The sequence below is a fragment of the Geodermatophilus sp. TF02-6 genome (assembly GCF_003319115.1).
Classification (GTDB): Bacteria; Actinomycetota; Actinomycetes; order Mycobacteriales; family Geodermatophilaceae; genus Geodermatophilus.
Window position 1 is genome coordinate 117259 of sequence record NZ_QOHF01000003.1, and the last position, 20651, is coordinate 137909.

Consider the following 20651-nt stretch of genomic DNA (forward strand, 5'->3'; position numbering starts at 1 on the left):
TCGGGGACAGTGGGCCCGTGGACGTACTGCGATGGGACCGGGCTCGGACGGCGCGCCGGCGAGCGCTGGCCGCGGTCGGCGCCGGCGTGGCGGTGCTCGCCGTCCTGGGCGCCGGGGTGCTGGTCGGCTTCGGCCCGCAGGTCCGCCTGGACGACGCGGTCAGCCGCGTGCTCTACGCCGGCGACGACCGCTCCGCCCTGCGCGGGGCGGTGCTGGAGGTGCTCACCACACCGGGGGTCGCCTGGTTCCGGGTGCTGGTCTCCCTGCCGGTGCTGTTCTGGCTGGGCACGCGCCGGGCGTGGTGGACGGCGGGCTGGGTGGTGACCGCGAACGTGACCGTCGGCCCGCTGACCGAGCTGCTCAAGCAGGTCGTCGGCCGGGCCCGCCCGGCGTTCGAGAACGGCGGGGCCACCTACGCCGACCTGAGCTTCCCCAGCGGGCACTCCTCGGGCATCGCCACGCTGGTCACCGTGGCCCTGGTACTGGCCTGGCCGCGGCTGTCCGCCCGGCAGCGCTGGCCCGCGGCCGCGCTCGGGGTGGGCCTGGTCGTCCTCGTGGGGCTGACCCGGATGTGGCTGGGCGTGCACTACCTCTCCGACGTCGTCGGCGGCTGGTCCCTGGGCGTGGCCTGGACGCTGGCGCTCGCGCTGGCCTTCGGCGCGCTGCCCGGCGGCCGCGCCGCCCTGCCGACCCGGGAGGCTCCGTGACCGGGCTGGTGTCGAGCGTGCTGCTGGACCCGGACGACGGCTCGCTCGGGCCGCTGCTGCGGCTGGCCGACGACCGGCTGCCGCCGGGCGCCGGCTACGGCCGGCACCGGCACCGCGCGGTCGACGTCGTCGCCGTGGTGCTCGCCGGGTCGCTGCGGCACGACGGCGGCCCGACGGCGGTCGTGCGGGCGGGGGACGTCGCCGTCCTGCGGGCCGGCACCGGCCTGGAGCACGACGAGGTCGCCGGGGACGACGGCGTCCGCGTGCTGCAGACCTACCTGCGCAGCGCCCGGCCGGAGGTCGCCCCCGCCCACGACGTGCACCCGGCACCGCGCGGCTGGGTCGACCTCGACCGGCCCGACGCCCGGCTGTGGACGGCGCCGGTGGCCGCCGGGCGGCAGGTGACCGTGCCACCGGGGCTGCTCCTGCGCGCCGGCCCCGACGGGACCAGCGTCGAGCAGCAGGACGGCGGCTGCGTCCCCGGCCCGGCGACCGCGCTGGTGTGGCAGCTCGACACGGCCCGGCCGGCCTGGGCGTCGGCGTGAAGGACCCCGTCCTCCCCACCCTTCGCAAGCTCAGGATGGGACCCGAGACGGGGCCGACGTACAGGAGAGTGGGGGCATGCCGACTCCCCCCGCCGACTTGCTCGAAGCCGCACGCGCCGACGCCGACCGGACCGTCGACCTGCGCCGGCGGCTGCACCGGCACCCGGAGATCGGGCTGCACCTGCCCCGCACCCAGGCCGCCGTGCTCGACGAGCTCGCGGCGCTGCCGGTCGAGGTGACGGTCGGGCGGAGCACCACCTCGGCCGTCGGCGTGCTGCGCGGCGCCCGTCCCGGCCCCACCTACCTGCTGCGCGCCGACATGGACGCGCTGCCGGTGCAGGAGGACACCGGCCTGCCGTTCGCCTCCGAGGTGCCCGGCGCGATGCACGCCTGCGGCCACGACCTGCACGTGGCGATGCTGCTGGGCGCCGCCCGGCTGCTGGCCGAGCGCCGCGACGAGCTGGCCGGGCAGGTCGTGCTCATGCTGCAGCCGGGCGAGGAGGGCTTCCACGGCGCACGGGCCATGCTCGAGGAGGGGCTGCTCGACGTCGTCCCCGGCGCGCCGGTGTCCGGGGCGTTCGCGCTGCACGTGTTCGCCGACCAGCCCGGCGGCGTGGTGAGCGTGCGGCCGGGGCCGATGATGGCCGCCGCCGACCATTGGCTGGTCACCGTCCGCGGCCGCGGCGGGCACGCCTCGATGCCGCACGCCGCGGCCGACCCGGTGCCGGTGGCCGCGGAGATCGTGCTGGCGCTGCAGTCCGCGGTGACCCGCCGGGTGCCGGTGTTCGACCCGGCGGTGGTGACCGTGGCGCACCTCGCGGCCGGGTCCACGAACAACGTCATCCCCGACACGGCGTTCCTCGAGGGCACGATCCGCACCCTCTCGGCGTCCCGGCGGGTCGACGTCGTCGCGGCGGTGCGCCGGGTGGCCACCCACGTCGCCGCGGCGCACGACCTGGCGGTGGACTTCGAGCACCGGGAGGGCTACCCGGTGACGGTCAACGACGCCGCCGCGGCCGAGCGGGTGCGAGCGGTGGCCGGGGCGCTGCTCGGCGCCGAGCGCAGCGTGGCCGCCGGCGAGCCGCTCATGGGCGCCGAGGACTTCGCCTACGTGCTGGCCCGGGTGCCCGGCGCGATCGCCTTCCTCGGCGCCTGCCCGCCGGGGCAGGACCCGCAGGCCGCGGCGGCGAACCACTCCAACCGGGTCGTCTTCGACGAGGCGGTGCTCCCGACCGGCGCCGCGCTGCACGCCGCGATGGCGCTGGCGGCGCTGGCCACCTGACCTGCTGCACCACCTACTGCACCAGGTAGCGCTGCATCATGTCGTGGTCCTCGTGCTCGAGGATGTGGCAGTGCCAGACGTACTCCCCGCGGTACGTGCTGCCCATGGCCAGCGGGGCGCCGCCGGCGGCGCCGGCCCCGAAGGGCACCAGGATGCGGGTCACCTCACCGGGCAGCGCCACCACGGTGTCCTTCCAGCCCCGCTCGTTCGCCGCCGGCTGCCGGGGCTGGCCCTGCAGGTACGGCGTGACCGGGGGCGGCGGGTAGGGGCCGGTGCCGGCCACCAGCCTCCCCTGGCCGTAGGTCGCCGTCCCGTAGCCGCGCACGTCGACCGCCTGCCGGTCGAGCACCTGGAACTGGACGTAGTGCAGGTGGATGGGGTGGGCGTCCCCGGTCGCGTTGACCAGCTCCCACTGCTCGAGGCTGTCGGCGGCCACCGGCGTCGTCGTGTAGTCGTCCGACGCGAAGTACCGGTTGTTCAGCAGCGGCATCGACCTGCCCTGCGCGTCCGGCGCCTCCACCAGGGTCATCGTCCGCGTGGCCGCCACCGGCCGCCCGGCGAGCCGGGTGACCGGGGTCGCGCGCAGGCTCGCGGGCAGGGGCGGCGCCGAGCCGGTGGCCGTGCCGACGGTGAACTGCATGATCTCGGGCAGCGCCGGCCCGTCCCCGCCGAACGGGTAGGGGGCCGGGGCGTCGTTGCCCAGGACGACGGTGGTGCCGGGGGCCAGCTCGGTGAAGTCCACGACCAGGTCGGCGCGCTCGCCGGGGGCGATCAGGACGACGTCGGTCTGCACCGGGGCGTCGAGCAGGCCGCCGTCGCTGCCGATCTGCCAGAACGGGAGTGCGCTGCCGGCCCGCAGGAAGCGCAGCCGGTAGAAGCGGCTGTTGGAGGCGTTGACGACGCGGAAGCGGTACCGGCTCCGGTCGACGGTCGTCGTGGGCCACGCCTTGCCGTTGACCGTCGCCACGTCGCCGAAGGACATCGGCACCCAGCCGGTCGGGTAGACGAGGGTGCCGTCCGCCGCGAAGGACCGGTCCTGGATCAGCAGGGGCACCTCGTACGGCCCGCCGGGCAGCCGGGAGCCGTCGCCCGGGTCGTCGTCGTCCCGGAGCAGGTAGACCCCGGCGAGGCCGGCGTAGAGGTTGAGCCGGTTGGTCTGCATCGTGTGGTCGTGGTACCAGAGCCCGGCCGAGGCCTGTGCGTTGTCGTAGTGGTAGAGGGTCGAACCCCCGGGGCGGATGAAGTCCATCGGGCCGCCGTCGTACTGCGGCGCGGTGGTGCCGCCGTGCCGGTGCAGGACCGAGCGCGGAGCGGTCCGGTCCTGGGTGGCCGTGCCGTCGAGCATCCCGTCGTCGATGGCCTCCTGGACCAGCGTCGGGTCGACGGCGGCGGCCAGCGGGTGCGCCCCGAGCGCGTTGACCAGGGTGAGGTCGAAGGGGACGCCCCGCCGCGCCACGACGACCGGGCCGAGGTAGGTCTGGCCTCCCTGGGCGCCCTGGTAGGCGAAGGTCGGCGTGGCCGGCAGGTCGGCGGAGAAGCTGTGTCGGGCGTTGACCATGCGCAGCGTCCCGGACCCGCCGCCGGTCGCGTCGAGGACGCCGAGGTCGGCCGTCGTCGGCAGCAGCTCGGTGAACTTGCCCGGCACGGCCGCGGACACCGGGCGGAGCGGCGCGGTGGCCACCGGGAGGGCGAGCGCGGCGGCCGACGCCGCGCCGACCTGGAACAGCTGTCTGCGGGTCAGGTGCACAGGTGTGATCCCCCGTCTCTCAGCGTGCTGGGCCCCGGGGAGCCTCTGGACGCAAGGGGGGGTGTCCGACGGGGTCGGACGTGATGGCGTCCGGTGCCTTCGGGCTCTTGCCGGCCGCGCCGTCGTGTGCTGCGCCGTTCGCCCTCGGGCCCGGGACGGCCGTGGGGGCCGGGTCGGGTGACCCGGCCCCCACGGCCGTCGTGCCCGTTCCCGCCTGCCGGCCGGCCCCGCTCCGAGCCTGCGAGGGGAAGGGGGGCCTTCACGCCTCGGGCTGCTGCTCCGGGGTGGTGGTGGTGTCCTCCGGCGCGGCCTGCACGTCGCGCACGCGGTACTTCTCCACCGCCTGGCGGACGACGTCGGTGTCGACCTCGCCGCGCTTGGCCAGCTCGCCCAGCGCGCGGACGACGATCGACTCGGCGTCGACGTGGAAGTACCGCCGCAGCGCCGGGCGGGTGTCGGACAGGCCGAACCCGTCGGTGCCCAGCGTCGCCATGCCGCCGGGGACGTAGGGCGCGATGAGGTCGGGGACCGCCCGCACCCAGTCCGACACCGCGACCACCGGGCCGGCCGCGTCCTGCAGCTGCTGCGTGACGTAGGGGACGCGCACCTCCTCACCCGGGTGCAGCATGTTCCACTCGTCGGCCGCCTCGGCCTGCCGGCGCAGCTCGGTCCACGACGTCACCGACCACACGTCGGCCGACACGCCCCAGTCCTGCGCGAGCAGCTCCTGCGCCCGCAGCGCCCACGGCACCGCGACCCCGGAGGCGAGCAGCTGCGCCCTGGGGCCCTCGAGCTGCGGGCCCTCGGCGTAGCGGTACATGCCCGCGAGCAGACCCTGGACGTCGACCCCCTCCGGCTCGGCCGGCTGGTGGTAGGGCTCGTTGAAGACCGTCAGGTAGTACATGACGTCGGCGCTGCGGGAGCCACCCAGCGGGGCGCCGGGGTCGTCGCCGTACATGCGGCGCAGGGCGTCCTTGGTGATGTGGCCGACCTCGAAGGAGAACGCCGGGTCGTAGCTGACGACGGCGGGGTTGGTGTAGGCCAGCAGCAGCGAGTGCCCGTCCTCGTGCTGCAGCCCCTCGCCGTTGAGCGTCGTCCGCCCGGCCGTGGCGCCCAGCAGGAAGCCGCGGGTCATCTGGTCGGCGGCGGCCCAGAAGGCGTCGCCGGTCCGCTGGAACCCGAACATCGAGTAGAAGATGTAGATGGGGATCATCGGCTCGCCGTGCGTGGCGTACGAGGTGCCGACGGCGGTGAACGACGCCGCGGAGCCGGCCTCGCTGATCCCCTCGTGCAGGATCACCCCCTGCTCGGACTCCTTGTAGGCGAGCATCAGCTCGCGGTCGACCGACGTGTACCGCTGCCCGTGCGGGGAGTAGATCTTCTGCGTCGGGAACAGCGAGTCCATGCCGAAGGTGCGGGCCTCGTCGGGAATGACCGGCACGAAGCGCGGGCCGAGCTCCTTGTCCTTGATCAGCTCCTTGAGCAGGCGGACGAACGCCATCGTCGTGGCTACCTCCTGCTTGCCCGAGCCGCGGCGCAGGACGTCGAACGCCTTGTCCTCCGGGGCCTTGAGCGCCTTGAACTCCGCCCGCCGGCGCGGCACCGACCCGCCCAGGGTCCGGCGCCGCTCGAGCATGTACTGCATCTCGTCGGAGTCCGGGTCCGGCTTGTAGTAGGGCGGCAGCGTCTTGTCCAGCCCCTCGTCGGGGATCGGCAGGTAGAGCCGGTCGCGGAAGCCGGCGAGGTCCTCGGCGGTCAGCTTCTTCATCTGGTGGGTCGAGTTGCGGCCCTCGAAGTGGCTGCCCAGCGTCCAGCCCTTGATGGTCTTGGCGAGGATGACCGTCGGCTGGCCCCGGTGCTCCACCGCCGCCTTGTAGGCCGCGTAGAGCTTGCGGTAGTCGTGCCCGCCGCGGGAGAGCGCCCAGATCTCCTCGTCGGACATGTTCTCGACCATCCTGCGGGTGCGCGGGTCGCGCCCGAAGAAGTGCTCGCGGACGAAGGCGCCGTCCTCGGCCTTGTAGGTCTGGTAGTCGCCGTCCGGGGTCTGGTTCATCAGGTTGACCAGCGCGCCGTCGCGGTCGGCCGCCAGCAGCGGGTCCCACTCCCGGCCCCAGATCACCTTGATCACGTTCCAGCCGGCGCCGCGGAAGATGGACTCCAGCTCCTGGATGATCTTGCCGTTGCCGCGGACCGGCCCGTCGAGGCGCTGCAGGTTGCAGTTGACGACGAAGGTGAGGTTGTCCAGCTCCTCGCGGGCGGCCAGGTTGATCAGGCCGAGCGACTCCGGCTCGTCCATCTCGCCGTCGCCCAGGAACGCCCACACGTGCTGGTCGGAGGTGTCCTTGATGCCCCGGTGGTGCAGGTAGCGGTTGAACCGCGCCTGGTAGATGGCGTTGATGGGCCCGAGACCCATGGAGACGCTGGGGAACTCCCAGAAGTCCGGCATGAGCCGCGGGTGCGGGTAGGACGGCAGCCCGCCCCCGGGGTGGCTGACCTCCTGGCGGAAGCCGTCCATCTGCTGCTCGGACAGCCGGCCCTCGAGGAAGGCGCGGGCGTAGATGCCGGGGGAGGCGTGGCCCTGGAACCAGATCTGGTCGCCGCCGCCGGGGTGGTCCTTGCCGCGGAAGAAGTGGTTGAAGCCGACCTCGTAGAGGGACGCCGAGGAGGCGTAGGAGGAGATGTGGCCGCCGACGGCGATCCCGGGCCGCTGGGCGCGGTGCACCATGATCGCCGCGTTCCACCGGATGTAGGCCCGGATGCGCCGCTCGACGTGCTCGTCGCCGGGGAACCACGGCTCCCGCTCCGGCGGGATGGTGTTGATGTAGTCGGTGCTGCGCAGGGAGGGGACGCCCACCTGCTGCTCACGGCTGCGTTCGAGCATCCTGAGCATCAGGTACCGCGCCCGGCCCCGGCCGGCGTGCTCGACGACGGCATCGAGGGACTCGACCCACTCGGAGGTCTCGTCGGGATCGGTGTCCACCAGTTGGCTGGGCAGGCCGTCGGTGATGACCGCCCGGGCCGTGGTCGTGTCGCGGGCGGGGTCGCCGTCCGGCTGCTGCGGTGCGCTCATGGGCACATCGTCCCCCGCAGGTCGGGCCCGAGTCACGCGTCGGTCTCCGGGAGGGGACGAAGGTCCGTGCGCAGGGCGTCCTGCGACCGGTTGCGCACGATCGGGCATGGCCTACGCTTCCCGCCAACGCCGACCGGGGACGCCGGTCGGAGGCCGGTGCTCGAGATCCTGGGAGCACCCGGGGCGGGACGACGGTGTGGACGGAAGGGGTGACATGACCGGGCTGCGGGGGGAGGCTCCCGCTGGTCGTGTCCGGTTCGGTCGCCGTCCGCTGCCCTCCGGTCACGGATCGCACGCGCCCGCCCGTCCGAGCCCTTCCACCCACCGCGCAACGGGCACGATCGTGCCGACCGGTCAGCATCGCCAACGCATGGAGGAACAGCAGGGATGAGCGTCGACTCGGGCAGCGCCAGCCTGGCGGCCCGGTTGGGCATCAAGCCGGGCATGGTCGTGCAGGAGCTCGGCTGGGACGAGGACGTCGACGAGGACCTGCGGGACTCCATCGTCGAGGTCTCCGGCGGGGAGATGGTGGACGAGGACACCGACGAGGTGGCCGACGTCGTCCTCCTGTGGTGGCGGGAGGACGACGGTGACCTCTTCGACGCCCTGACCGACGCGATCACCTCCCTCGCCGAGGACGGCGTCGTGTGGCTGCTGGTGCCCAAGTCCGGCCGGCCCGGCCACGTCGAACCCGGCGACGTCACCGAGGTGGCCCCCACCGCGGGGTTGGCGCAGACCAGCAGCATCTCCGCGGCCAAGGACTGGTCGGGGATCCGCCTGGTCACCCCGAAGACGGCGCGCAGCCGCCGGTGAGGACCCCGTCCTCCTCGTCCCTCGCAAGCTCGGCAGAAGGACCACCTCCTCCCCACCACTCGCGAGCTCGCGGCGGGACCCGGGAGGTGGCCGGGACGGGGCTGGAGGGTCACCCTGACCCGAGCCTCGACCGGGCATGCGGCAGCATGGGGCCATGACGCTCTCCGCCGGCGACGCCGCGCCCGACTTCAGCCTCCCCGACTCCGACCGGCAGGTCGTGAGCCTGTCCGGCCTGCGGGGCGCCCCGGTCCTGCTGGTCTTCTACCCGTTCGCGTTCTCCGGGATCTGCACCGGCGAGCTGTGCCAGCTGCGCGACGAGCTGGGCACCTACACCGACGCCGGGGTCCGGGTGCTCGCGGTCAGCACCGACCCGGCGTTCGCGCTCAAGGCCTGGCGGGCGCAGCAGGGCTTCGACTTCCCGCTGCTGTCGGACTTCTGGCCGCACGGCGCCGTCGCGCAGGCCTACGGGGTGTTCAACGAGAAGGCGGGGATGGCCAACCGCGGGACCTTCCTCGTCGACGCCGAGGGCCGGATCGCCTTCGCCGAGGTCAACGCCCCCGGTGACGCCCGGCAGCAGTCCGGCTGGAAGGACGCGGTGGCGAAGCTCGCCGCCTGAACCCCCGAACGGGCACGGCCCCTGCAGGTGGAGGAAGGGCCAGGCCCCTCGCAGGGTCCCGCCGCGAGCTCTTGTGGCCCCGACCCGGAGGCTCGCCCCGAGCCTGCGAGGGGTGAGGAGGGACGGGGTCCTTCTCGGGGGCGAGGGGGTCCTTCCTCGAGTGGCGGGGGGTAGGAGGTCCTTGCCCTACCCTGGGCGCGCGGGGCGCGTAGCTCAGCGGGAGAGCTCTCGCCTTACAAGCGAGCGGTCGCCGGTTCGATCCCGGCCGCGCCCACCGTCCCCACGTCGACGCCGGTTCCTCCCGGAGGCTCCTCGCGACGGCGGGATCCGGGTCGAGCGCGACGGGCGCCCACCGACGGGCCCGCAGGCCTGGACGCGCCGGTGCGCGTCCGGCCAGACTCCGGGGGGTCGATCGTCCTGCCGTCGGCCCAGCGCCTGCCCTCCGCGTCGCCAGGACCCTGATCCAGCAGTGGCCCAGCTCCTGGGGAGGTCGCCGTGGCCCACGCGGTCCTGACTCTGCCGACCTGGCTCATCGGCGTCCTGCTGGTGCTGGTCTTCCCGGCACTCGTGCTGCTGTGCCAGTGGGGGATCCGGCGCCGCTGGCCGGCCATGGCCCGGGGTGAGCACAACGACGTGGTCGGGTTCATCATCGCGGTCGTCGGGGTCATCTACGCCGTGCTGCTGGCCTTCGTGGTGATCGTCGCGTGGGAGAACTTCGACGAGGCCGAGGGGATCGTCGGCCAGGAGGCCAGCGCGTTGCGCAGCATCTACCGCGAGAGCGCGGCCTTCCCCCCGGAGACCCGGGACCGTCTGCACGACCTGGTGGTGGAGTACTCGGAGACGGTGATCGACGACGAGTGGCCGGCGATGGCGCGGGAGGAACCGGGCGACCCCGGGGTGGGTGAGGTCCTCGACCGGATGGCCGAGACGATCGCCACCGTCCCGGCCACGACCCCCGCTGAGGCGGAGTTCGTGGGCGCCGAGGCCGAGCGGCTCAGCCAGCTGGTGAGCTTCCGCAGCCAGCGGATCGACTACGCCGACCGGGGGATCCCCGGCGTCCTGTGGATCGCGCTCATCGTCGGGGGGATCGTGACCATCGGGTTCGCCCTGCTCTTCGGCCTCCAGCGGGCCGTGCTGCACTCGTTGATGGTCGGCAGCCTGGCCGCTCTGGTCGGTGTGCTCCTCTTCGTGGCCGTGGTCATCAACTACCCGTTCGCCGGCGACGTCGCCGTCCAGCCCGAGCCCCTGGACCGGGTGCTGTCGGACTTCCGCGGGTGAGCCGGCCGCTCACCGCCCGGACCGTCGGCCGTTCCCCGACCGCAGGACCCTGCTCCACGCCGCCGTCCCCAGGACGTCGGTGAGCGCCGCCCGGGTGCCGATCCCGAGCTTGGTGTAGGCGTGCGCGAGGTGGGTCTCGACGGTGCGGACCGACAGCTGCAGCTTCTGGGCGATGCCCAGGTTGGACAGCCCCTCGGCGGCGAGGGCGGCCACCTCGCGCTCCCGGGAGGTGAGCGGGCGGGCGCCCACCCGCGCCAGGGCGGCGGTGTGGACCCCCCCGGCGGAGCGGGCGAGGGCGCCCGCCCGCGCGGCCGACGCCGCCGCCCGCCGCCGGTGACCGGCGTGGGTGTGCGCCTCGGCCGCCTGGGCGGCGGCGTCGGCGGCGAGCACCCCGGCGCCCATCGACTCGAACTGGGTGGCCACGTCGTCGAGCAGCTCGCCGAGCCCGGCGGCCACCGCGGCGGCGTGTGCCGCACAGGCGCGGACCAGCGGACTGCCCAGCCGGGCCGCCAGCTCCTGCAGCCGTCCCTCCACCTGCGGCGCCGCACCCAGGCGGGCGGCCGCGTGCAGGGCGCGGGCCTCGACCGCCGGCTGGTCGGTCCCCGCGGCGGACGAGGCCGCCTCCAGCGCGGCCGCGACCGCCGCCTCCGGTCGGCCGAGGGCCTCCGTCCAGGCGTGCGCGAGGAGGGTCTCGGGGGCGAAGACGCGGACCGGGGACGGCCCGGGCGTCGCCAGGGTCCGCCGCGCGCGCTCCTCGTCGCCCACGAGGGCGCAGGCCTGGGCCAGCTTCGCCCGGCAGAGCGGGCCGAAGCCGAGCGGGTCGTCGTCGGCCAGCCGGGCGGCCGCCTCGGCCAGCCACCGGACGGCCTCGGCCGGACGGCCCGCCGCCAGCACCGCCGAGCCGACGCCGAGCGCGGACACCGCGTCGCTCGCCGATCCGGCCCGCGCCAGCGTGGCCCGGTGCAGCTCCCGCGCGCGCGTCTCGGCCTGCCGGAACCGCCCGGCCAGCTCGAGGGCCAGCACCTCGCCGTGGGCGAGGAGGGTGCGGGCGGACGAGGACTCGGCCGACTCGGCGCACCCGTCGAGCGCCGCCCACCCGCGCTCGGCGCTGCCCAGCGCCTCGTCGGCGCGCCCGAGCACGGCCAGGGCGCTGGTCCGCGCGGCGGCGGCCCACAGCCGGGTCCGCGGGTCGGGAGGGGTGCCGCCGCTTGCGTCCAGCGCCTGCCGCGGTCGGCCGGCGGAGAACCGCAGCACGCCGTGGACGCCGGCGAGCAGGTCCGGCTCCCCGCCGGTCGGGACGGCGGACGCCGGCTCCACCACGCCCAGACCGTAGAAGCGGTTGAGCGCCCGGGTGACGGCCAGCTGCTCCTCCTCGGCCGCCGTCCGCGCGACCGCCTCCGCCGCGACCCGCTCGGCCTCCGCGGGCCGTCCCCGCCAGCGCAGCGCCTCGGCCAAGGCGGCGGAGGCCGCCGCGCCCGCGCCGTCCGCCACGGCGGCGCGGGCCAGCCGCTCGGCCGTGACGTGCTCGGCCGCCGCGTTGGCCTGCCGCGCAGCCCGGACGAGGACGTCGGGCCCGACCGCCGCGCCGTCGGGCTGCAGGAGCAGGTCGGCGATCCGCAGGGGGTCCTCGTGCGCCCACCGCTGCACCGAGGACGTCGTCGCCAGCCGGTGCTGCACGGCGCGGGCCGTCGCCTGCGGCAGCAGGGCCCGCAGGCCGATCGCGTGCAGGGGTTCGGTCAACCGTGCGGTCGGACGCCGGCAGGCGGACTCCACGGTCACCGTGCCGCGCCGTTCGAGCGAGGCGACTACCTCCGACGAGGTCAGGTCGACCAGGTCGGCCAGCTCGAGCGAGCCGGCGACGGCCAGCAGCTCGGCCGCCGTCCGCTCCGCGGGGTCGAGCTCGCCGGTCTCGGTCTGCAGCAGGTCGAGCAGCCGCTGGGTCGGCTCGACCCCGCCGTCCCAGCGCCAGACAGACCCCACCTCGTGCAGGCGGGCGGTCTCGCGCCCGGCCTCCACCAGCTCGTGCAGGAAGGCCACGCTGCCGGAGCTGCTCTGCCAGAGGAACTCGCAGGTGCGGCTGTCCACCGCCCCCCCGAGCACAGCGGTGAGCACCCGGTCGACCTGACCGCGGGTCCAGGGGAGGAGGTCGACGCGGGCGGCCAGCCGGTCCTTCCACAGCGCGGCCACCACGTCGGGAGGCTGCGCGCCGCCGCGCACGGTGAGGACCACGGCGGCCTTGCGGGTGAGCACCAGCTTGTGCACCAGCGTGGCCGACAGGTCGTCGAGCAGGTGGGCGTCGTCGATGCCCACGACGGCGGCCCCGTGCGCCTCCCTGCGCGCGTCGAAGGCGGCGGCCATGGCCTGCCACGCCGCCGTCGAGTCGAACGAGGCGCCTCCGAGGGGGACGAGGTGGACCAGTGCGCCGAGTGGGATCGCCGCGGTGCCCCGGGTGCAGGTGACCCACTCGGTGCGTCGCCGTCGGCCGCGCAGGACCGTGATCGCCTCCTGCGCCAGCCGCGTCCGGCCGACCCCGTGCCCACCGAAGACCACCACGGCGCCGGGCTCCGCTCCGTCCACGCCGTCGAGGACCCGCTGCAGGCCGGCGCCGCGGTCGACGAACGGCCAGTCCAGCTCGGCGGTCCCGACCGACGACGCCACCGGCCCGGATGCGGTACCGGGGAGGACGTCGTCCCCCGAGGGCGGTCCCGTGCCGGATGTCGTCCGGGAGTCGGGACGATCGACCACAGGATCTGCAGGAGCGCTCACCCCGGGGATTCGCGTCCTCTCTCCCACGGAGTCGTACTCTATGGCCCGGCTGTGGCCTGCGGCACGGCACGGACGGGCGTTTCTCGTAGCGGGGCCAGAAGTGCACCACATTTCCTCCGGGTGACCACTCCGGAGCAATACCGGTTGACGCGGGAGTTCGGTGGGGCGCTCCGCAGCACCGCCGCGCGGGATCGTCCAGGTCGTCGCCCGGATCCACGCCGGGCCGCCGCGCGCTGCCTCCCACCGGCCGTGCGTGGCGGCGCGGACCGGCTCCGCGACGGTCTGCGGAGCCGGTCCGCGGGAGGGGAGGGGTGGCCCCGGGGAGACGGCGGTGCGGCGGGCGGCCCCGGCGTCCGTCGGGACGTGCCAGGTCGGGGACGAGTCGGCCGCGCCGGCCTGCGTAGCTCGTCGGCGTGTCCTACGTGGTGATCGGCGCGCTGTTCAGCAGTGACGGGGTCGGGAGTGCGGGGCGGTTCGATCGATCTCGGTATTACAGATCTGACTATCTGTCATTTCCGTGTTGCGCCGCGCAGGGGTCGGATGGAATGGTCGGGCCGCCGACACCGGGATGGTGATCGGTGACCGGTCGGGGCTGGGGGAACGCCTGGTGCGCCATTTCGCATGCCGTTCTCCCGGAGTTCTCCGGCTGTTGTCGGACCACCGTCGGAACTGACGACCAGGAGGACCAGTGTTCGAGGACCTGCACGTCGACCTGCTGCCCGCACGCACCACCATGCAGACCTTCACGGTCACGGGTACGGGCGGCAACGGCGGCAACGGGGGCGCCGGCGGCTTCGCTGCCGCGGTCTCGGCCGCGCTCGGCTTCGCGGAGATCAACCAGACCTCGACCGCCGCTTCGGTGGCGGGCGGCGACGCCACCGCGACGAACACCGCCACCACCGGCGCGGTCACCGCCGGTGACGCCACCGCCTTCGGTGGCGATGGCGGCGATGGCGGTGCCGGCGGCGCCGGCATCGACGGCGCCTGACCTGAGGCGGCCGGCCGGGGGGACGCCGGGCACGTGCACGGCGTCCCCCCGGGCCCTGCCGGCTGACCGAGCACGACTGTCGGCATCAACCACACGACACAGCCAGGAGGACCAGTGTTCGAGGACCAGTACGTCGACCTGCTGCCCGCCCGCACCACCATGCAGAACCTCGCGGTCGGGGGTGTCGGCGGCGCGGGCGGCGCGGGCGGCGCCGGCGGCCCCGCCGTGGCGGTGTCGCTCGCGGCCAACATCTCGGTGATCACCCAGACCGCGACCGCCGTCTCGCTGTTCGGCGGCGACGCCCTCGCGACCAACGACGCCGCCACGGGCGACGTCACCGCGGGTGCCGCCAACGCCGCCGGCGGCGCCGGTGGAGCGGGCGGCGCCGGCGGTGCCGGCATCACCGGCTGACCCGCACCGCTGCACGGCGGTCCCGGCTCCGGCCTGACCGGACCGCGCTGACGAGGAGGGGGGCGACCGGTCACCGGTCGCCCCCCTCTCTTCCTGGTGTCGCCGTCGCCCACGCAGCGACGGTGGGGTCGATGGGAACACGAGTTCGACGGAGACGCGCGCAGTGCGACAGAGCACCCTGGTGGACGCCGCGGCGACCTCGCCCGCGGCGGAGGTCGACCATGCCGCTCGCGAGCAGGCCGATCACGAGCACGCCGTCCGCCGGCTGGCCGAGGGCACCGAGCTGCTCGGGGAGTACGTCGACTCCGGGTACCAGGAGCCGAAGTACCTCGTCTGCCGCGCCGACGGCCAGGTCATGCAGTTGCCGGAGCTGCTGTACCGGATAGCGGAATCCCTGGACGGTCGTGACGCCGGGGAGATCGCCGCCGACGTGAACGCACGGCTGGGGCAGGACCTCACCGCCGAGCAGGTGCGCTACCTCGTCGACGAGCGGCTCCGCCCGGTCGGGATCATCGCCCGGGACGCCGTCGACGCGGGCGGTGCCGGAGACGACGGCACGGCCGCCCCGCCGGTCCGGTCCGACCCGCTGCTGGGGTTGCGCTACCGGGTGGACCTCGTCCCCGGCCGGGTCTCCCAGCGCATCGCCGCCCTGTTGCGCCCCCTGTTCCTGCGTCCGGTGTGGATCGCGGCGATGGCCGCGTTCGTGGCCGTCGACGTCGCGATCCTCGCCCGGGGCGACCTCGTCGGCCGGCTCACGGCGGGCGTCACCCAGCTGATCCACCGCCCCGGCCTCACCCTGCTGCTGCTCGTGCTCGTCCTCCTCTCCGGGGCGTTCCACGAGTGCGGCCACGTCACCGCCTGCCGGTTCGGCGGCGCGCGGCCGGGCGCCATGGGGGTCGGTGTCTACCTGGTCTGGCCGGCCTTCTACAGCACGGTCACCGACTCCTACCGCCTCGGCCGGGTCGGGCGGCTGCGCACCGACCTGGGCGGGGTCTACTTCAACGCCCTCTTCATGACCGTGGCCGGCGCGGCCTACCTCGGCACGGGGCAGGCCTGGTTGCTGCTGACGGTCTTCACGATGCACCTGGAGACCACCCGCCAGTTCCTCCCGCTGCTGCGGTTCGACGGCTACTACATGCTCGCCGACCTGGTGGGAGTGCCGGACCTCTTCGGCTACGTGGGCCCGGTTCTCAAGAACCTGGTGCCCGGCCGCAGAGGGGACCCGCGGCTGCGGGCGCTGCGGCCGCGGGCGCGCCGGCTGATCGCCCTCTGGGTGGCGATCGCCGTCCCGCTGATCTCCTACTACCTGATCGTGCTGCTGCTGGTGCTGCCCAGGGTGGTGCCGGTGGCGTGGCAGGTCGCGCTCCGCTACGGCGGCGAGATGCAGACCGCCCTCGGGCAGGGAGACCTCACCAGGGTCGTCCTGGGCGTGCTCCAGCTGGTCTTGCTCATCGTGCCCTGGGTGGGCACGGCCCTCATCCTCGGCATGTTCTGGCGGCTGCTGCGCCGGGTCCTGGTGTCCTGGGGCTGGACCTGGGCGGCCCCGGGCCGGTGGGCGGCGGCCCGCCGCTGCGCGGTGCCCGTCGGGCTGGGGCTGCTCGGCGCCGCGCTGGTGCTGCGCGTGGCGCTGGTCGCCCTGTCCGCGCCGCTGTCGTCGGCCGAGGCCCGCATCAGCGCCAGCGCCGCCGGCGTGCTGCACCTGGGCCGCGCGGGCGCACCGGCGGTGGCCCCGGGCGAAGTGCTCGTGCGCGACCAGCTGGTCGCCTACGGGTGGCTGACCGGCGCCTTCGACCGGCACGCCGACGTCCTCACCGGCGGCCGCGAGCTCGCCGTCCTCGCCGTCTTCGTCCTGGTCCTGTGCCTGCTCACCGTCTCGGCGGTCCGCCGCTGGCGGCCGCTCGCGGTCGCCGTCCCCCTCGTCGCGGTGGCCGTGATGGGCCCGGCGGTGTCGGCGCTGGGCACCCTCGGGCCGGGTGTGGTGGGCGCCGCCTGGGCGGCGGCGGGCGCCACCAGCCTGGTCCTGGCCGCGCGGGCCCGCGGCGGGCGGTTCGGGCAGCGGCTGCTGACCGCAGGCGGGGCCGCGGCCGTGGCCGTCGGGATCGCGACGGCGCCGCTGCTGGGGGTGCCGCTGTCGGTCGCGGCCGTCCTGGTCGTGGTGCGCCGGGGAACGCGGCCGGGCCCGGTGCCGGCGTGGACGCCGCTGGCCCTCGCGGCCTTCGCCGTCGCGGTCCTGACCGCGCTCGTCGCCCCGCCGCTGCTGTCCGCGTCCTCGGGCGGCGTGCTCTCCGGCCCGCAGCGGCAGGTGCTGGTGCTGGCCGCGCTGGTGGTCGCCGCCGCCGCGGCGACCCTGCGGGAGCTGCGGTGGACGTCGCTGGTGCTGGGGTCCCTGGGGCTGGTGGCGCTCGTGCCCGCGCCGGGGGCTGCGGCCGTCCTCCCGCTGGCGGTCTGCGCGGCGGCCGTGCTCGGCGCCCTGGCCGTCGACGCGCTCCTGCGCCGGCCCCCGGAGCGCCGGCCGCACCCGCTGGTGCGGGTCGGCCTGGTCACGCCGGTGCTGCTGCTCGTCGTCGTCGGCGCACTCTTCGTCCCGGCCTCGGCGCCCCGGCTCCCGGACGCGCAGGCGGCGGCCGGGTCGACCGGTGCGGCGGTACCGGTGCTGCGACCGCAGGTCCTGGCCGAGGTGCCGCACGACCCGTCGGCCTTCACCCAGGGCCTGCAGCAGGACGGCGGTGTGCTCTACGAGGGCACCGGGCTGGCCGGCCGGTCCCAGCTGCGCGAGCTGGACCCGGCCACCGGCGCCGTCCGGCGCGCCGTGGCGCTGCCCGGCCAGCTGTTCGGCGAGGGCATCGCGGTGGCCGGGGACTCCGTCTGGCAGCTGACCTGGCGCGACGGCGTGGTGCTCGAGTGGGACCGCGCCACCCTGACGCTGCGGCGGCAGCTGCCGCTGACCGGCGAGGGCTGGGGGCTGTGCTCCGACGGGACGCGGTTGGTGCGCAGCGACGGCACCGACCGGCTGCACTTCCACGACCCGGTCACCTTCGCCGAGACCGGCAGCGTCGCGGTCACGCTGCGGGGGACGCCGGTGACCCGGCTCAACGAGCTCGAGTGCGTCGACGGACAGGTGTGGGCCAACGTGTGGCAGACCGACGAGCTGGTGCGCATCGACCCGGCCAGCGGCGCGGTGACCGTGGTGGTCAACGCCGCGGGCCTGCTCGACCCGGCGCAGCGACCCGACCCGGACGCCGTGCTCAACGGGATCGCGGCGCTGGGCGACGACGAGTTCCTGCTCACCGGCAAGCTGTGGCCGGTCGCCTTCCGGGTGCGGTTCACCCCGGTGTAGCCGCCGGCCAGCGGTCCGACGAGATGGAGGTGGAGCCGGTGATCGCGCGCTCGGGGCCCCCGCCCGTTCGCCGTCGCCCCGGAGGGCCTCGTCCCGGGCGGTACGCCGGCCTCGTCGCCGGGGCCCTCCTGTGCGTGCTCCCGAGCGCGTGCTCGAGCGCCTCCGACCCCGCCGGCGCGGGCGCGTCCTCCGGCGCGGCCGGCACTGCCGGTTCGCCTGGGGCGCTGGGCTCTCCCGGGGCGCCGGGTTCTCCCGGAGCGGCGGCCGTGGCGGCCGCGGCCGGGTCCTCCTCCGTGAGCCTGGTGTCCTGTACCGAGACCTCGTGCTCCCTGACCCTGGCGGGCACCGGCTCGCAGGCGGAGGTCTTCGGCACGGCGATCGCCCTCCGCGGCGTCCAGGACGGCCGGGCGACCCTCCGGGTGGGGGAGCAGGACGTCTCCTGTGCGCCCGGGCAGAGCACCCCGGCCGGCCGGCTGCACCTCACCTGCACGGCCGTCGCCGACGACCGGGTCGAGCTCACCGCCTCCCCGGCGTGAGCCGGCGGGGCGGGTCAGCCGGCGAGGTCGAGCACGGTCAGCGTGCCGTCGTCCAGGTCGCTGACGTACCCGCGGCTGCCGTCGGGCAGCACAGTGACGGAGGTCGGCGAGCCGCCGGTGGGGACGGTCGCGGTCACCCGGAAGTCGTCGGCGCTGATCACCGAGAGCGTGCTGTCCCCGACGTTGGTGACGTAGGCGAAGCGACCGTCCGCGGACCAGGTGACGTCCTGCGGCTCCTCGCCGACCGCGACGGTGGCGACGACCTCGTCGGTGTCCGTGTCGATCACCGTCACGGAGTCCGCGTCGTAGTTGACGTTGGCCACCAGCGGCCGGGTCCGGTGCACCGCCACGCTGTGCGGGCTGGTCCCCACCGGGATCTCACCGACGACGGTGGCGGTGGCGGTGTCGATGACCGAGACGACGTCCGACTCGTGGTCGGCGACGTAGGCCCGGCTGCCGTCGGGGGTCAGCTCGACCCAGTGCGGGTTGGGCGGCACGGAGACGTCGGCCACCAGCGTGTCGGTCGCGGTGTCGATGACCGAGACGGTGCCCGAGTCGTGGTTGGGGACGTAGAGCCGCGAGCCGTCCGGGGTGACGGCGGACACGTACGGGCGGCTGCGCACCGGGACGGTGGCCACGATGGCGTCGGTCCCCGTGTCGAGGACGCAGACCGCCGCGACGGTGCGCGCGTCGTCCCAGACGCTGACGTAGGCCCTGGTCCCGTCCGGGGAGAAGGTCAGGTACTGCGGAGGGCCGGCCTCGACCGGGATGGCCGCGGTCACCTGGTCGGTCGCGGTGTCGACCACGGTGATCACCCCGGCGCCGCGGTTGGTGACGTAGAGCCGGCGGCCGTCGGGCGAGGCGGCGACGTACCCCGGCGTCGGGCCCACCGGGATGGTCGGACCGGCGGAGGGGACCGGCGCGCTGGTCGCCACCTGCGGGGCCGGGATCGCGCCGCCGGGGGACGCGGCCGCCGACGTCGCCGTCCCGGCCCCGGCGTCCTGGCCGCCGGGCGCGTCCTGACCGGTGCCGGACAGGACGAGCACCCGGAGCAGCGCCACGACGGCGAGGACCACGACGGCGAGCAGGGCCGGGGTGGTCGCCGGCGCACCGTCCGCCGGCGCACCGCCCGCCGAGCCGGGATCCGCACCGGGCGGGGGCAGCGGCCCGGCCGGGGAGGGCGCGGCGGCCGGCGGGGAGGGTGCGGCGGACCGGGCCGGTGCCGCCGGTGCGACGGCGGCGACCGCCGGCCGGCGGGGCGCCGGGAGCCGGGCGGCACCGCCCGTCCCGGCTCGGGACCGGGCCCCGAGCGCGGCACCGAGGGCCACCGCGTGCTTCGGGTGGGCGTCGACCACCGCGGGGCAGCCGAACTGCTCGGACACCATCTCGGCGATCAGCGGGATCTGCGAGGAGCCGCCGACCAGGACCACCGCGGAGAGCTCACCCGGCGCGACCCCCGCCGTCCGCACCGTCCGGCTCAGCGCGCCGAGGGTCGACTCGACCGGCAGCCGGATCAGGTCCTCGAGCTGCGCGCGGGTGAGCCGGACCTCCAGGTGCCGGCCGGGGAGGAACACCGGGATGGTCGTCTCCGTGTCGAAGGAGAGGGCCTCCTTGGCGGCGGTGCAGTCCTGGCGCAGCCGGGCCAGCGCCACGACGGTCCGGGCGTCGCCCAGGTCGAGCCGGCGCAGCGCCCCACCGGTCGCGGAGTCGACGTGGGCGAGGACGGCGTCGTCGAAGTCGGTGCCGCCGAGGTGCTCGATGCCCTCCGGGGTCCCCAGGACCTCGATCCCCTCGGTCGTGCGGCGCAGGACGGTCGCGTCGAACGTGCCGCCACCGAGGTCGTAGACCGCGAAGACCTCGTCGTCGCCGAGCCGGTGCGTGGCCGCGTGGTGGGCCGCGGCGGCCTCGGGCTCGGTGACCGTCGCGTACCGGGCCAGGCCCGCGGACGCGGCGACGTCGGCGAAGGCCCGGCACCGCAGTGGTCCCCAGTTGGCCGGGTGGGTGAGCACGACGGTGTCGGGCTCCCCACCCGACGCCTCGACGGCCCGGACGAACACGTCCCCCAGCAGGGTGCCGAGCAGCTCGGTCACGGAGTGGGACGTGCCGCCGAGCACGACCGGCGTCGGGTCGCCGAGGCGGCGCTTGAGGTCCGTGGCCACCCGGTCCGGATCGCTGACGGCCCGCCGGGCGGCGGCGTCGCCGCTGACGAGCACGCCGTCGTCCCGGACGGCGACCGCGGCGTGCACCACCGTCGCGGCGTCACCGAGGCGCAGCGTCTCGGCACGGCCGTCCCGCTCCACCGCCGCGGCGACGAACGTCGTGCCGAGGTCGATCCCCAGGCCGTACCGCACCGGACTCCCTCCCCAGGAGGCTGCTCGCTGCCCACCGGGTACCGGCGGGCAGCGGCGCCTCCCGGGCCGGGATAGCGGTGCCCGTCACGGAGGCGGCGCAGGCTGGCCGTCGGGACGGCGTGTTCCATACCGGAGGAGGACGTCTCCTCCGACCCTGGTAGCGGTCGACGGTCGACCGGCCGGATCGTTCCCGAAGCGTGACTT

Annotated in this window: 14 protein-coding genes and 1 tRNA gene; 11 read left to right on the top strand and 4 right to left on the bottom strand. The window is 75.5% G+C overall.

Annotated elements, in window-relative coordinates:
* Window positions 1–17: 17 nt before the first annotated feature.
* The 3 genes from DQ238_RS23505 to DQ238_RS03980 all read left to right on the top strand — a co-directional run bounded on the left by DQ238_RS23505 (window position 18) and on the right by DQ238_RS03980 (window position 2534).
* Window positions 18–707, top strand: coding sequence for a phosphatase PAP2 family protein (locus tag DQ238_RS23505; RefSeq protein WP_113780018.1), 690 nt, complete (start codon window positions 18–20; stop codon window positions 705–707).
* Complete coding sequence (locus tag DQ238_RS23510) at window positions 704–1252, top strand: pirin family protein (protein WP_113780019.1); 549 nt, start codon at window positions 704–706, stop codon at window positions 1250–1252. The genes DQ238_RS23505 and DQ238_RS23510 overlap by 4 nt, the downstream gene beginning before the upstream one ends.
* A 76-nt stretch (window positions 1253–1328) precedes the next feature.
* Window positions 1329–2534 (top strand): M20 family metallopeptidase, encoded by a 1206-nt coding sequence (locus DQ238_RS03980; protein ID WP_113780020.1) that lies wholly within the window; start codon window positions 1329–1331, stop codon window positions 2532–2534.
* 13 nt (window positions 2535–2547) lie between these two features.
* On the opposite strand, the gene DQ238_RS03985 is transcribed toward DQ238_RS03980, so the two are convergent.
* Together DQ238_RS03985 and aceE are read right to left on the bottom strand one after the other, a co-directional pair.
* Entirely contained in the window at window positions 2548–4281 is a 1734-nt protein-coding gene (locus DQ238_RS03985) for a multicopper oxidase family protein (protein WP_113780021.1), read from the bottom strand.
* Between the two features lie 259 nt (window positions 4282–4540).
* On the bottom strand, window positions 4541–7351 hold the full coding sequence (aceE, locus tag DQ238_RS03990) for a pyruvate dehydrogenase (acetyl-transferring), homodimeric type (protein WP_113780022.1): 2811 nt from the start codon (window positions 7349–7351) through the stop codon (window positions 4541–4543).
* A gap of 387 nt (window positions 7352–7738) precedes the next feature.
* Between aceE and DQ238_RS03995 the strand changes: the two genes are divergently transcribed.
* The 4 genes from DQ238_RS03995 (at window position 7739) to DQ238_RS04010 (ending at window position 10058) form a co-directional block, all read left to right on the top strand.
* Window positions 7739–8164, top strand: a complete 426-nt coding sequence (locus DQ238_RS03995; protein ID WP_113780023.1) for a DUF3052 domain-containing protein — start codon at window positions 7739–7741, stop codon at window positions 8162–8164.
* Window positions 8165–8318: 154 nt separating this feature from the next.
* Window positions 8319–8780 carry a peroxiredoxin gene (locus tag DQ238_RS04000; protein ID WP_113780024.1) on the top strand — a complete coding sequence of 154 codons (462 nt, stop codon included), beginning with the start codon at window positions 8319–8321 and terminating at the stop codon, window positions 8778–8780.
* A gap of 202 nt (window positions 8781–8982) precedes the next feature.
* Window positions 8983–9054: transfer RNA gene (locus tag DQ238_RS04005), tRNA-Val, on the top strand.
* Window positions 9055–9275: 221 nt separating this feature from the next.
* Window positions 9276–10058 carry a DUF4239 domain-containing protein gene (locus tag DQ238_RS04010; RefSeq protein WP_113780025.1) on the top strand — a complete coding sequence of 261 codons (783 nt, stop codon included), beginning with the start codon at window positions 9276–9278 and terminating at the stop codon, window positions 10056–10058.
* Window positions 10059–10067: 9 nt separating this feature from the next.
* Here DQ238_RS04010 and DQ238_RS23515 read toward each other — a convergent pair whose 3' ends face one another.
* Window positions 10068–12716 carry a helix-turn-helix transcriptional regulator gene (locus DQ238_RS23515; protein ID WP_113780026.1) on the bottom strand — a complete coding sequence of 883 codons (2649 nt, stop codon included), beginning with the start codon at window positions 12714–12716 and terminating at the stop codon, window positions 10068–10070.
* 796 nt (window positions 12717–13512) lie between these two features.
* On the opposite strand from DQ238_RS23515, the gene DQ238_RS04020 reads away from it, so the two are divergent.
* The 4 genes from DQ238_RS04020 (at window position 13513) to DQ238_RS04040 (ending at window position 18096) form a co-directional block, all read left to right on the top strand.
* A complete protein-coding gene (locus DQ238_RS04020; protein WP_113780027.1) occupies window positions 13513–13812 on the top strand; it encodes a hypothetical protein in 300 nt (99 codons plus the stop codon).
* A gap of 114 nt (window positions 13813–13926) precedes the next feature.
* Entirely contained in the window at window positions 13927–14223 is a 297-nt protein-coding gene (locus DQ238_RS04025) for a hypothetical protein (protein WP_113780028.1), read from the top strand.
* Between the two features lie 163 nt (window positions 14224–14386).
* Window positions 14387–17560 carry a glutaminyl-peptide cyclotransferase gene (locus tag DQ238_RS23520; protein WP_233495688.1) on the top strand — a complete coding sequence of 1058 codons (3174 nt, stop codon included), beginning with the start codon at window positions 14387–14389 and terminating at the stop codon, window positions 17558–17560.
* Between the two features lie 293 nt (window positions 17561–17853).
* Complete coding sequence (locus tag DQ238_RS04040; RefSeq protein WP_147263006.1) at window positions 17854–18096, top strand: hypothetical protein; 243 nt, start codon at window positions 17854–17856, stop codon at window positions 18094–18096.
* Between the two features lie 14 nt (window positions 18097–18110).
* Here the strand turns inward: DQ238_RS04040 and DQ238_RS04045 are convergent, their stop codons facing one another.
* The gene (locus DQ238_RS04045) at window positions 18111–20447 is read right to left on the bottom strand and encodes an Hsp70 family protein (RefSeq protein ID WP_113780030.1); all 2337 of its coding nucleotides are present in this window, start codon (window positions 20445–20447) and stop codon (window positions 18111–18113) included.
* Between the last annotated feature and the right edge of the window lie 204 nt (window positions 20448–20651).

What these genes read in the sequence shown, in the direction of transcription:
- DQ238_RS03980 (WP_113780020.1), top strand. Translation starts at nt 1,329, where the DNA reads ATGCCGACTCCCCCCGCCGACTTGCTCGAAGCCGCACGCGCCGACGCC.
- aceE (WP_113780022.1), bottom strand. Translation starts at nt 7,351, where the DNA reads ATGAGCGCACCGCAGCAGCCGGACGGCGACCCCGCCCGCGACACGACC.
- DQ238_RS03995 (WP_113780023.1), top strand. Translation starts at nt 7,739, where the DNA reads ATGAGCGTCGACTCGGGCAGCGCCAGCCTGGCGGCCCGGTTGGGCATC.
- DQ238_RS04000 (WP_113780024.1), top strand. Translation starts at nt 8,319, where the DNA reads ATGACGCTCTCCGCCGGCGACGCCGCGCCCGACTTCAGCCTCCCCGAC.